Genomic DNA, 13,928 nt, shown 5'->3' with positions numbered 1-13,928 from the left:
GCGTATGAAAAAAGCCCTAATTTCAGGCATCACCGGGCAGGATGGTTCTTATCTTGCCGAATTTCTATTGCAAAAAGGTTACGAAGTACACGGTATACTCCGTCGTTCTTCTTCGTTCAATACAGGACGTATTGAACATTTGTATTTTGACGAGTGGGTGCGCGACATGAAACAGAAACGTACTATCAATCTGCATTATGGGGATATGACAGATTCCAGTTCGTTAATCCGTATTATCCAACAGGTGCAACCGGATGAAATCTACAATCTGGCTGCACAAAGCCACGTAAAGGTTTCGTTCGACGTACCCGAGTACACTGCCGAAGCGGATGCTGTCGGCACACTGCGTATGCTCGAAGCTGTACGCATCCTGGGACTGGAAAAGAAAACCCGCATCTACCAGGCTTCTACTTCCGAATTGTTCGGAAAGGTGCAGGAAGTTCCACAAAAAGAGACAACTCCGTTCTATCCCCGCTCTCCGTACGGGGTAGCCAAACAATATGGTTTCTGGATTACTAAGAATTACCGTGAAAGTTACGGAATGTTTGCCGTAAACGGTATCTTGTTCAATCATGAGAGCGAACGCCGCGGTGAAACTTTCGTTACCCGCAAGATTTCTCTGGCTGCCGCACGTATCGCGCAGGGCGAACAGGACAAGCTGTATTTAGGTAATCTGGACGCACGCCGCGACTGGGGATATGCCAAGGATTACGTGGAATGTATGTGGCTGATTCTGCAACATGACGTTCCCGAAGATTTCGTGATTGCTACGGGAGAAATGCACACTGTACGCGAATTTGCGGCACTGGCTTTCAAAGAAGCGGGAATCGAACTTCGTTGGGAAGGTGAAGGCGTAAATGAAAAGGGTATCGACGTAGCTACCGGAAAGACTTTGGTAGAAGTTGACCCCAAATATTTCCGTCCGTCGGAAGTGGAACAGTTGCTGGGTGACCCGACAAAAGCAAAAACTTTGCTGGGATGGAATCCGTGCAAGACTTCATTCGAAGAACTGGTAAGTATCATGGTCCGCCACGATATGGAGAAGGTGAAACGCATGATTGCCAACAAACACTAATCAAATCAATCTTTGAATATGGAAAAGAATGCAAAGATATACGTAGCAGGACACCGCGGACTCGTAGGCTCTGCTATCTGGAAAAATTTGCAGGATAAAGGATATACCAATCTGGTAGGCCGCTCCCACAAGGAGTTGGACTTACTGGATGGTGTAGCTGTTCGCAAATTCTTTGATGAAGAAAAGCCAGAATATGTATTTCTTGCCGCCGCTTTTGTAGGCGGCATCATGGCAAACAGCATCTACCGTGCCGACTTTATCTACAAGAACCTGCAAATTCAGCAGAACGTGATTGGAGAAAGTTTCCGTCACAATGTGAAGAAGCTGCTTTTCCTGGGTAGTACGTGTATTTACCCGCGTGATGCCGAACAGCCCATGAAAGAAGATGTGCTGCTCACTTCTCCGCTGGAATATACCAACGAACCGTATGCGATTTCTAAAATTGCCGGATTAAAGATGTGCGAGAGCTTCAACCTGCAATATGGTACAAACTATATCGCTGTGATGCCGACCAATCTTTATGGCCCGAATGATAATTTCGATTTGGAACGCAGCCATGTATTGCCTGCCATGATTCGCAAGATTCATCTGGCTCACTGTCTGAAAGAGGGCGACTGGGAAGCTGTACGCAAGGATATGAATCTGCGTCCGGTAGAAGGTGTCAATGGGGACAGTCCAAAAGAAGAAATCCTCTCTGTCCTGAAAAAATATGGTATCAGCGACACGGAAGTGACTCTTTGGGGTACAGGTACTCCGCTTCGTGAATTCCTTTGGAGCGAAGAAATGGCAGACGCCAGTGTATTCGTCATGGAGCATGTAGACTTCAAGGATACCTACAAAGAAGGTGACAAGGACATCCGTAACTGCCACATCAATATCGGAACTGGTAAGGAAATCACCATCCGCCAGCTTGCGGAACGTATCGTAGAAACCGTAGGTTATCAAGGCAAACTGACTTTCGACAGCAGCAAACCGGACGGCACTATGCGGAAACTGACCGACCCTTCAAAGCTGCATGCTCTCGGATGGCATCATAAAATCGAAATCGAGGAAGGCGTACGGAAAATGTACGAATGGTACTTGAAATAAGAAGTAAAAACAATCTGTTGATATGCTATCAGCATCATTATTTTAGCTTATAGCATAATTGATTTTCATTATAGCATATCTGATTATCATTATAGCATAATTAATTATCATTATAGCATATAAGAATCAGCTCATAGCATATCACAGATTTATCCCTCTCCTACCCCCATTTCCAAAAAATGTTCACTCTTAATTCTTCATTCTTAATTTAATTGCTATATTTGCACAATTTAATACCAAATGTGCAAAAAACAATGGAACAAAGTTTTATAGCTTACATTGAAAATAGTATCAAGAATAATTGGGACTTGGATGCCCTGACCGATTATAAGGGTGCCACCCTACAGTATAAAGACGTAGCCCGTAAAATCGAAAAACTCCATATCATTTTTGAGGAAAGTGGAATCCGCAAGGGAGACAAGATTGCCGTATGCGGAAGAAACAGTTCGCACTGGGGAGTGACTTTCCTTGCTACACTGACGTATGGAGCGGTCATTGTACCTATTCTCCATGAGTTTAAAGCAGACAATGTACATAACATCGTCAACCATTCCGAAGCCAAATTACTCTTTGTAGGAGATATGGTATGGGAGAACCTGAACGAATCGGCAATGCCATTGCTGGAAGGTATCCTGATGATGAACGATTTCAGCCTGCTGGTATCACGCAGCGAACGTCTGACTTATGCCCGCGAACATCTGAATGAAATGTTCGGCAAGAAATATCCCAAGAACTTCCGCAAAGAACACGTCGCATATCATAAAGACGAACCCGAAGAATTGGCCGTTATCAATTATACTTCCGGAACGACCAGCTATTCAAAAGGAGTGATGCTCCCCTATCGCAGTTTGTGGTCAAATACCAAATTCGCATTCGAAGTGCTGGAGTTGGAAGCCGGAGATAAAATCGTATCCATGCTTCCTATGGCACATATGTACGGGCTGGCGTTCGAATTTCTTTATGAATTTTCCGTAGGTTGCCATATCTATTTCCTTACCCGTATGCCGAGTCCGAAGATTATCTTCCAGGCATTCGAAGAAGTTAAACCAAGCCTGATTGTAGCCGTTCCGCTTATCATCGAAAAAATTATAAAGAAGAGTGTACTTCCGAAACTGGAAACTCCGGCTATGAAGATATTATTGAAAGTACCTATCATCAATGATAAAATCAAAGCAACGGTACGCGAGGAAATGATAAAAGCATTCGGTGGAAACTTCAAAGAAATTATTGTCGGTGGAGCTGCATTTAACCAGGAAGTGGAACAATTCCTGAAAATGATTGATTTCCCCTATACGGTAGGATACGGAATGACGGAATGCGGCCCGATTATCTGCTACGAAGACTGGAAAAAATTCAAACCGGGCTCTTGCGGAAAGGCTGCACCTCGTATGGATGTACGGGTTTTGTCGTCCGACCCGGAAAACATCGTCGGAGAAATTGTTTGTAAAGGTCCGAATGTGATGTTAGGATATTATAAGAACGAGGAAGCTACACAGGAAGTCATTGATAAAGACGGTTGGTTGCACACAGGCGACCTCGCATTGATGGATGCCGAAGGTAACGTAAGTATCAAGGGACGCAGCAAAAACCTGCTTCTCAGCGCAAGCGGGCAGAATATCTATCCTGAGGAAATCGAAGACAAACTGAATAATATGCCGTATGTAGCCGAAAGTATCATCGTTCAGCAGAACGAGAAGCTCGTCGGTCTTGTTTATCCGGATTTTGACGACGCTTTCGCCCACGGTCTGAAGAACGAAGATATAGAACAGGCGATGGAAGAAAATCGGGTAACATTGAATACAATGTTGCCGGCATACAGTCAGATTTCCAAGATGAAGATTTATCCCGAAGAATTTGAAAAGACACCGAAGAAAAGTATCAAACGGTATTTGTACCAGGAAGCTAAAGGTTAAGGCAACTACCTTAGCAGAGAAGAGTATAACTTAAACCGAAGATAAAGAGATATAGAATGAAGATTAAAAAAACAATAATCACGGCAGCTATCCTAATGGCTGCCGTTTGTTTGCCGGCACAGAACAAGAGTGCCGGTATTAATATTTCCATCTGGAAAGATATTTGTACGCAACCGCATGACAGTACGCAGACCACTTATGTGAATATCGGTCTGTTGTCTACCATGAACCGTCTGAACGGTGTCGGAATTAATGCATTGGGAAGCGTAATCCACGGTGATATGAACGGTGTTCAGATTACAGGATTGGCGAATCTGGCAGGCGGGACAATGCGGGGCGTTCAAATAGCAGGCATCAGCAATATCAGCGGAGACAATACGGTAGGATTTTCCACTGCCGGACTGGTTAATATAACCGGTGACGGTACACGTGGAGTAACCATTGCCGGACTTACCGGTATCGGTGGAGATAACTCTTCGGGAGTAATGATAAGCGGTTTTATGAATGTAACGGGGAACATGGCTTCGGGTGTCCACTTCTCCGGCGCAGCGAATATCACGGGACAGAGTTTCAATGGTATGATGACTTCCGGACTCTTGAATGTGGTAGGTGAAAACATGAATGGCTTGCAAATAGCCGGCATTGCCAACATAACAGCCACAAAGCTGAATGGTCTACAGATAGCATTGTGCAATTACGCTACAAAAGCCCGTGGACTCCAGATTGGGTTGGTCAACTATTACAGAGAAGATATGAAAGGACTTCAATTAGGATTGGTCAACGCAAATCCTAATACAAGAATACAGATGATGGTATATGGTGGGAATGCGACTCCTGCCAATATAGGTGTACGTTTCAAGAACCAATTATTCTATACGATTCTGGGAGTGGGCTCCATGTACCAGGGATTGAACGACAAGTTTTCTATGAGTGCGTCCTATCGTGCCGGTCTGTCCTTTCCTATTTATAAGGGACTCTCCATCAGTGGTGACCTCGGATACCAGCATATAGAAGCCTGTGATAATAAGGATGAAGTAATTCCAAGACGCCTGTACGCATTACAGGCACGTGCTAACTTGGAATATCAGTTCACTAAAAAATTCGGTATTTTCGCGACAGGCGGCTACGGCTTGACGCGATTCTATAATAAATCTAGTAATTACGATAAAGGAGCGATTGTAGAAGCGGGTATTGTTCTTTTCTAAAACTAAAAATAAAGTTGAGAACTTATGGTTACAATTAGAGAATACCAACAAACAGATAAAAATGCCGTAATAGATTTAATTAGGCAGAACACGCCCGAATATTTTGCACCGAAGGAAGAAGCAGATTTAAGTTACTATCTGAATAACGAACGTGAACTTTACTATGTTCTTTTGCTTCACAAGGAGATTGTCGGATGTGGCGGAATAAACTTCACAAAAGACAAAAATATCGGAAAAATAAGTTGGGATATCATACATCCCCAACATCAAGGCAAATCACTGGGAACTCGATTGCTAAAATATAGAATTGAAAAATTAAGGACTATTGATGGTATTCAAAATCTAACCGTCAGGACTTCACAATTAGCTTATAAATTCTACGAAAAGAAAGGGTTTATACTGAAAAAAATAAAAAAAGACTATTGGGCAAAAGGCTATGATATGTATAGTATGGAATATAATAATCTTTAATAATAAAAGTGCAATTCAAAAAATATAATGAATTGCACTTTTATCTTATGTATCAAGTTATCATACTTTTTCCTTTATCAATCCCGTACGATAAGCAACAAGCAACTTTTTCAAATCCTGAATCTGCGTCACAAGTTCTTTCCCTTTATCGGTATCCTTCACCATCATCCGCTGGGAGTTAAACTCTAAAACGAAATTAGTCGATTTAATATCCAACCCCTCTTCAATAGCTTTCTGACGGGACTGGAACGGCTCATGCTGCACAAGCTGCATGCCATGGGAGTGGTAAACAAGCGTATATCCTGCAATTCCTGTCTCCGGCTGATAAGCTTTGGAGAAGCCGCCGTCAATAACAAAAAGTTTACCGTTCGCTTTCATCGGTTGCTCTCCCTGGATAGTTTTTACAGGTACATGACCATTGATAATATGCGAATGAGGTCCTAAAGCCCCGAACTCAGCCAGTATCTGGTCACATATATCTTCCCGGTTACGCAGTGTATAATAATGACCTTTCTTCTCTTTATGCAACTCTTTATCGTCCACAAAGTAACGTTCGAAAGTAGCCATCTTATCCTTATCGAATAAAGGAGCTTCCGGGCCGCACCACATATACCAGATGTAATCCATCGCAAATTCCTTGTCCTCTTCCCCGTCTTCATCGAAATAAGCGGTACGAATCAACTGGTCGGCTTTATCCAGCAATTTGCGTCCCCAGTATTCCTTATCCCGTATCTTGACATGCTTGAAGCTGCCGTCTTCATTCAAAGGCACGGAAGCATGATAGAGAAGGTTAGAATTGGAAACCAGATACATTCCACCATATGTAAACAGGCAGCGCATATGTTTCTTCAGCTTCTCACTATTCATAAATGAATAATGAATCTTCTCTACCAACTCGCGTTCCTCATCCGTCAAACGATAAGGGTCGGCAGGGTCTATGGTCGGGAAGTTCGTATCGCGGAGCGCATATTCTTTCCCTTCATAAATAAAGACACCACGTTCAAAATCTATCTTGTCCAGCAGTTTGCGGTTTGCCATCCCGAACTCAGGACGACGGTCGATAATCTCGGCTTCCAGTTTAAACTGGATGATAGTGATAGCTTTGTGCATCTGGGTAAGCAGACGCAGGGTCTTCTCATTATAATGAGTATCTGCAAAGTTCATTTTCGGCATGAAGATGGAGCAAGGGTCATCGGCATAAGTATCCATGGCGAAGGTAGCCAATGGAAGCAGATTGATTCCATAACCATCTTCAAGTGTAGCCAGATTGCCATAGCGCAAAGACATACGGATGACGTTGGCTATGCAACTGTCGTTACCGGAAGCAGCTCCCATCCAAAGAATATCATGGTTGCCCCATTGAATATCAAAGTTATGGTAGTTGCACAAAGTATCCATAATAATGTGAGCACCCGGACCACGGTCGTAAATATCACCTACAATATGAAGAGAGTCGATAGTCAGACGCTGAATCAGGTTGCACATGGCAATGATAAAATCATCCGCACGCTTTGTAGTAATAATCGTACTGATAATCACATTGATATAAGCATGTTTATTCGGCTCGATGGAAGATTCGTGCAACAGTTCCTGTATGATATAAGAAAATTCGGCAGGCAGGGATTTACGTACTTTGGAGCGGGTATACTTGGACGATACATTCTGACAGACTTTCACCAGTTGGTTCAACGTTATCAGATACCAGTCATCCAAATCCTTCTCACGGTCTTTCACCAGTTGGAGCTTTTCTTCGGAATAGTAAATCAAGGTGCAGAGTTCTTTCTTTTCGGCCTCACGGAGAGTATTACCGAATATTTCATTCACTTTCCGTTTTACCGCACCCGATGCATTTTTCAGCACATGTTGAAAGGCTTCGTATTCGCCATGTATATCTGTCAAGAAATGTTCCGTCCCCTTAGGTAGATTCAAGATAGCTTCCAGGTTGATTATTTCCGTACTTGCATCAGCAATCGTAGGGAAACTTCGGGAAAGCAATTGCAGATAGCGAAGGTCGCTCACAATACTTTCAGGAGTTATATTACTTTGAGCAGTCATTTTATTTTATTACAATTTACTAATTACCAATTATTTTGCTTCTTATGTTCTTTGTTTGGAATCATACGATTCGGTTATTTGTGATAAATATAGCGTTTTTTTATTTATCCGTTCATAATTTTCATATAAAATTATATTCAACCGAGTAAGAACATCAACAGCACTTGTGCGATAATCACCCGCAGAAACATACACAACGGATATACTGTCGCATAAGCCACGGACGGATTGTCACCGGGAATTGTATCATTGGCATAATTCAGCGCCATCGGATTAGCCATACTTCCGCACAGCATGCCGGATACCGTACCAAAATCTATCTTCATCATCTTGAAGGCTATGACGCCTACCAAAACTGTCGGAATAATTGTCAATCCGGCTCCTAGAGCAATCCATAACAGACCTTCCGGACGGAAGATAGTATCAAAGAAATGTGCTCCGGCATCCAGCCCCAAACAAGCAAGATACATAGACAGCCCCAATGCACGCAACATCAGATTTGCACTGCGGGTGGTATAGGTAATCATGTGTATCCGCGGCCCGAACGTTCCCAAAAGGATACCTACGATAATCGGTCCGCCCGCCCAGCCCAACTTCACTGGAGTACTGATACCCGGAATGGAAAAAGGAATAGCTCCCAACGCCAGACCCAGCACGATACCGATAAATATAACCACCAGATTGGGCTCTTTCAAACTTTTGACAGCATTACCCAATACTTTTTCCACATTCTGAATGGCTGCCTTCTCTCCTACTACCGTCAGCCGGTCGCCCAACTGAAGTATCAGTCCCGGAGTAGCAAGCAACTGCACGCCCGAACGGTAAACACGGCTGATATTAATCCCATAGTGATTTCGCAAGCGGAGTGAGCCCAGTTTCTTACCATTCAGTTCAGGACGGGTGACGACGATACGCTGGGAAACCAGTTCGCTGTCAATCGCATTCCAGTCAATGTCCTCATTGTTCCAATCTGTATTTTCCTGCTCACCGAAAAGTACGGTCAAAGCTAAGGCATCTTTCTCCGCTGTTATCACCAGCAAACGGTCTCCTTCTTTCAATACTTTATCGGAAGTCGGGATGCTGACGTGCCCGTCCCGCCACAAACGGGAGATGACAAACTTCGGATAGCTCATATGAGCTATATCTTTGATGCTCTTATTGAAAATAGCAGGATTGTGTACTTGAAACGCTGCAATGTAAGTTTTGTTCGCGTCATCTTTCTCTTTTATCTCTAAATCTTCTTTACGGACCAGTGCTTTGCGAATTAATAAAACGGCAAGAATTACGCCGACTACCCCCATCGGATAGGCTACGGCACACCCCAAGGCAGGCGTACTGCTCTCCATTCCCATCTGTTTCAAGGTTTGCTGCGCAGCTCCCAACGCCGGGGTGTTCGTTGTCGCTCCACAAAGGATACCAACCATATCGGGAAGTGATATACCTGTAACATAACTGGTCACCACCGTCAACAATGTTCCCAAAAGAACGACTCCCAACGCCAGCATATTCAGCGTCACTCCCCCTTTTCGGAAAGAGCTGAAAAAACCGGGACCAACTTGCAGACCGAGGGAATAAACAAAAATGACGAGCCCGAAACTTTCTGCATAATTCAACATCTGCGCATCCACCGAAAGCCCGAAATGTCCGGCAAGAATACCCGCAAAAAAAACAAAAGTGACTCCCAGGGAGACTCCCCAGAAATGCACTCTTCCCAAACCCAAGCCTATCGCTGAAATCAACGAAAGTACTACAACAGCCTGTAAGGCAGAATGTTCGATAAATAAGCTATATAACCACTCCATGTATATTCAAACTAATAGGGCGCAAAGATAAAAACTATTTAGTCCCATTCAAAACTTTTAGCTTTCATTTCGCGCCCCATACATGGTCCGGTTCTTATATCCTGAAATCTTATTGGCAACCCTTTTACCGCCTTACCTATTATTTTGTTTTTAATCCTAACGTTACTCCTGTCTTTACTTTATTATCCTCTCCCTTTTTACCCGCATATTGATACTTACCGACTTTTCAACGAATGTTTCTTCTACCTTTTTCCCTGATATTCCACATAATTATTCCGCCCGTCCAGATAACCGCTCAGCCTGTTACCACCGATATATACATCATCCAAATATGAAACATCGTTCGGTCTATAAGACATACGGATAGAGGTCTGTGCGTAATTATCCCAGCTCCAACGAAATTTATATTCAAACTCCTCTACGTATCCATTGGGATATTTCACCCGTAAATAGTCAATGCCTGTACGGTCCAAGAAGAAATCGAGTTCCTGACGGCAATAGTTACCATCTATATCCCAATAAGAACTTACCCACGTACGGCTACATAAATCGACGGAACGATTGTAATAGCCTCCGCTAATATTATCATCATCATAAAAACTGTCAATTTCCACTTCGCAAGAAGTAAGGCTTATCATCAATACAGCCATCAAAGCCAAGCCTGCATATTTGAATGTGTTCGTTTTCATATTCCTTTATTTTTAATGGTTTATTATCTATCATTTATCTTTCGATATGACAAAAGTATAGAATGAATTTTCCCCATAAAACTGAAAATTCCTACTTGTCGGGAGGAAATTCCCTAAAGCTTCCGGAGCCGATGAAGTCCGTTTCAAGGAATTCTTGTATCTTTGTCCCCCACTGACAACACATAAAAGCATCTGTCGCATGAAGTCTATCAAATCGCATATCACCCAATTACTGAAGTCTCTCAATGAGGGAGTATTTGAAAAGGAACACACCATCGCGCTTTCCCTGCTGTCGGCCATGGCAGGTGAGAGCATCTTCCTGTTAGGCCCTCCGGGGGTAGCCAAGAGTCTGGTGGCACGCAGGCTCAAACTTGCTTTCAAGGATGCGGACGCTTTCGAGTATCTGATGTCCCGCTTCAGTACACCGGACGAGATATTCGGTCCTGTCTCCATATCCAAGTTGAAAGACGAAGATACGTACGAGCGTATCACAAAAGGATATTTGCCCACAGCAGCGATTGTCTTTTTGGATGAAATATGGAAAGCCGGACCTGCCATTCAGAATTCACTCCTGACGGTTATCAATGAAAAGATATATCGCAACGGACAGTTCACGGTACGCGTACCTCTGAGAGCCCTGATTGCCGCTTCCAACGAACTACCCGCCAAAGGTGAGGGCTTGGAAGCATTGTACGATCGTTTTCTAGTCCGCCAGTTTGTAGGATGCATCGAGCAGGAATACGCTTTCGACCAGATGATTTCTTCCACGAGAGAGATTGAACCCGAAATTCCGGAGAAACTTCAGATAGATGACGAGTTATACTCCAAGATACAATCCGAAAGCGAGAAAGTAGGAATCCACTATACAATCTTCGAACTGATTCACAATATCAAACGAGAAATAGAGCAGTACAACACAGGACGCGATGAAAATACCCCGCCCATCTATATATCCGACCGTCGCTGGAAGAAAATAGTAAACCTGCTCCGCACTTCCGCCTATCTGAACGAGTCACCGGGAATACACTTCTCCGATTGCCTCCTGATGAGCACCTGCCTGTGGGATGAAGTCTCCCAATTGCCCATTGTCGAAGAAATGGTGGAGCAGTCCATCGCACGGGGTATCAACACTTATCTGCTCGGCGAAAAAAAACTGGAGCAAAAACTGGATGCCCTGAAGGAGAATATGAAATCCGAACATAGTCTGCGGGAACTCAGCGACCCGGGAATTCAGATAGTGGATACATTCTATCATCGTATCGAAGGCTATCATATCGCCGGCAATCTGCTCATCTTTGCTTCAGACTATCAATCGTTGAAGAAAGACAGTAACCGGTTATTCTACATCCAGCAAGACAAGTTCCGCCCTGTCAACAAAATCTTGAAAGCTTACGACTTTGTAAAAAACAGGAATATTGCACAAAAGAATATCTATTCTCTCCGAAAAGGAAAACGCTCTGTTTTTGTCAATAATCAGGAGTATCCACTCTTATGCTACGATAACTGTGACCCTCTGCCGGCACAGCAAGATGACAGCACTCCGTTCGAATTCACCCTGCAGGAAGTCATCGACCTGCTCCAACAAATGGAAGTCGAATATAAGACTATTTCGGAACGGGAGACTGCATACACCAAAGAACATCTTTTCCTAAGTCCATCACAGAAAAGCAAGATAAGACGGATTTTAGGAGAAACCGCACATATCATCGAAAACTATCGGAACGAGCTCCGCATCATCGCCCATGCCCATGAACAAGAGAACAGAGAGTATCAGGCTTAAATACCTGCAGGATATTTATTACGAGAAATTGCAAAGAATAGCCTATGATGTGTACGATGAACAACTGCACAACTTGATTATCCGCCCCGAAGAACTGGACGCGGATATTCATCAGTATTTTCGCCACACACAGCCCTCTTTACAAGATTTCTACTCCCGTTATGCATCGCAATGGGAATATTTTCACGAGATGGATGAAGCGTCCGATGCCAAATTTCTTCAATTTCTGAAAAACAGTGCTTATCCCTTTTCCATGAAATATCACCTGGTAGACCTGAACGTGAAATATTATCTCCAGCGTTTCGCTGTAATCAGCCCGCGCTCCAAGGAATGGAAAGCTCTGCGAACTCTCTTTTTCGACAAATGGCATACGTTGCTCTCGAACAACGAATTCAACTACCAAATGGAGCATATAGAGCAACTCTGTGATGACTTTCATCGTCTTCAGCTATCGCTTTCCAAAAACCTTCCGGTGCGTGGCGGTTCACGCCTCGTCTGGCTGCTCCGTAACCACAAACAGATAGCGGAGCAAATCCTGGAATACGAAGAAACCATCAAACGGAATCCGGTAATCCGCGAATTGGTGGAGATATTGGGAAAGAAGCATCAAAGCAAACGGAAACGTTTCAAAATGACTGCGGGAATCCATCGGGAGCAAATCGTATCTCATGCCACACGCAGTGATATTACAGGCATTTGTGAAGGAAACGATTTGAACAGCCTTCTCCCTCTCGAATATTGTTACCTTGCAGAAAAAAGCCTGCAAACCGTATTCTTCGAACGTTTTATAGAAAAGAGGCTTCAAGTAATCGATTACCAATCGCACGAAAAGCAAGCAATCAATGACAAGCAAACAGCAGGAAATGAAATCTCCGAAGAAGCCGAAGGTCCTTTCATCGTTTGCCTGGACACTTCCGGCTCCATGGCGGGAGAACGGGAAAGAATCGCCAAGTCAACATTACTTGCCATTGCCGAACTGACAGAAGTGCAACATCGGAAATGCTATATCATCCTTTTCTCGGATGATATTGAATGTATCGAAATTACTGATTTGGGAAGTAGCTTCGACCGTCTTGTCGATTTCCTGAGCCAGTCTTTTCATGGCGGCACAGATATGAAACCTGTCATCACTCATGCTTTGCGGAAAATCAGCGAAGAAGGATATATGGAAGCAGACATTATCACAGTATCCGATTTTGAAATGCGTCCCGTTGATAATATGTTAGCCCAAAGCATAGAACGGGCAAAAGCCAGACAGACTAAGATGTATGCCATTTCCTTAGGTGGAAAAAGTGCTGAAACCAGTTATCTGAAATTATGTGATAAATATTGGGAATATAACGTTCAAAGCGCCGAAAAACTTAATAAAAATAGAATTGAAGAATCAAATATTTAATCAATGTTATAAAGCATGCGGTTTTCCTTGTTTTACTTGCTAATTTCACAGAAGTCCGTATATTTGCAATGTGTTTTTCATAGTATTAGATTTAAGGTTAACAAAAAAGATTGGCTGTCTGGGATAGATAGCCTTTTTTTATGCTCTTTTTTCTTCGTCCATATAGCGTCAATATCCAGTCAACATAGTTACCCTATTTTATAAAGATGCCGTCACTATCGTGAGCGGATAGCGTCAATATGTTTCAGTTTCTTTCCCTGCCAACAAAAAAAACAAAGACAATGAAAAAAAAATTCTATTGTTTAACATTTGAAACATAGCAGGTTACCTCATTTATCGAAAAAACGGTAAAAAAAATCTTGCTAAAAGATTTGCATAGTCGAAAACTTCCCCCTATCTTTGCACCGCATTTGAGAGAGAATGCGGGTTCAAGGAAGTTTGGGTGAGTGGCTG

The 13,928-nt window shown here is 43.2% G+C and carries 10 protein-coding genes; 7 read left to right on the top strand and 3 right to left on the bottom strand.

Annotated elements, in window-relative coordinates; all coding sequences use genetic code 11:
* Nucleotides 1-4: 4 nt before the first annotated feature.
* From gmd to RDN93_RS16015, 5 genes are all read left to right on the top strand, one after another.
* Nucleotides 5-1,075, top strand: a complete 1,071-nt coding sequence (gene gmd, locus RDN93_RS16035) for a GDP-mannose 4,6-dehydratase (RefSeq protein WP_308746451.1) — start codon at nucleotides 5-7, stop codon at nucleotides 1,073-1,075.
* 18 nt (nucleotides 1,076-1,093) lie between these two features.
* On the top strand, nucleotides 1,094-2,164 hold the full coding sequence (locus tag RDN93_RS16030) for a GDP-L-fucose synthase (RefSeq protein WP_308746450.1): 1,071 nt from the start codon (nucleotides 1,094-1,096) through the stop codon (nucleotides 2,162-2,164).
* Between the two features lie 254 nt (nucleotides 2,165-2,418).
* On the top strand, nucleotides 2,419-4,077 hold the full coding sequence (locus tag RDN93_RS16025; protein ID WP_308746449.1) for a long-chain fatty acid--CoA ligase: 1,659 nt from the start codon (nucleotides 2,419-2,421) through the stop codon (nucleotides 4,075-4,077).
* A 56-nt stretch (nucleotides 4,078-4,133) separates the two neighbouring features.
* The gene (locus RDN93_RS16020; RefSeq protein ID WP_308746448.1) at nucleotides 4,134-5,282 is read left to right on the top strand and encodes an LA_2272 family surface repeat-containing protein; all 1,149 of its coding nucleotides are present in this window, start codon (nucleotides 4,134-4,136) and stop codon (nucleotides 5,280-5,282) included.
* A gap of 24 nt (nucleotides 5,283-5,306) precedes the next feature.
* Entirely contained in the window at nucleotides 5,307-5,753 is a 447-nt protein-coding gene (locus tag RDN93_RS16015; protein ID WP_308746447.1) for a GNAT family N-acetyltransferase, read from the top strand.
* A gap of 60 nt (nucleotides 5,754-5,813) precedes the next feature.
* On the opposite strand, the gene RDN93_RS16010 is transcribed toward RDN93_RS16015, so the two are convergent.
* From RDN93_RS16010 to RDN93_RS16000, 3 genes are all read right to left on the bottom strand, one after another.
* Nucleotides 5,814-7,808, bottom strand: a complete 1,995-nt coding sequence (locus RDN93_RS16010; protein WP_308746446.1) for a fructose-1,6-bisphosphatase — start codon at nucleotides 7,806-7,808, stop codon at nucleotides 5,814-5,816.
* 137 nt (nucleotides 7,809-7,945) lie between these two features.
* The gene (locus RDN93_RS16005; RefSeq protein WP_308746445.1) at nucleotides 7,946-9,610 is read right to left on the bottom strand and encodes a putative transporter; all 1,665 of its coding nucleotides are present in this window, start codon (nucleotides 9,608-9,610) and stop codon (nucleotides 7,946-7,948) included.
* 242 nt (nucleotides 9,611-9,852) lie between these two features.
* Nucleotides 9,853-10,299 carry a hypothetical protein gene (locus RDN93_RS16000; RefSeq protein WP_308746444.1) on the bottom strand — a complete coding sequence of 149 codons (447 nt, stop codon included), beginning with the start codon at nucleotides 10,297-10,299 and terminating at the stop codon, nucleotides 9,853-9,855.
* Nucleotides 10,300-10,498: 199 nt separating this feature from the next.
* Between RDN93_RS16000 and RDN93_RS15995 the strand changes: the two genes are divergently transcribed.
* Together RDN93_RS15995 and RDN93_RS15990 are read left to right on the top strand one after the other, a co-directional pair.
* Entirely contained in the window at nucleotides 10,499-12,079 is a 1,581-nt protein-coding gene (locus tag RDN93_RS15995) for an AAA family ATPase (protein ID WP_308746443.1), read from the top strand.
* Entirely contained in the window at nucleotides 12,048-13,475 is a 1,428-nt protein-coding gene (locus RDN93_RS15990) for a VWA domain-containing protein (protein ID WP_308746442.1), read from the top strand. The genes RDN93_RS15995 and RDN93_RS15990 overlap by 32 nt, the downstream gene beginning before the upstream one ends.
* The last annotated feature ends 453 nt before the right edge of the window (nucleotides 13,476-13,928 follow it).

This window comes from uncultured Bacteroides sp. (assembly GCF_902491285.1).
In the GTDB taxonomy this organism is placed as follows: Bacteria; Bacteroidota; Bacteroidia; order Bacteroidales; family Bacteroidaceae; genus Bacteroides.
Note: the sequence above shows the minus strand (reverse complement) of the source record. Positions and strands in the feature narration are given on the sequence as shown.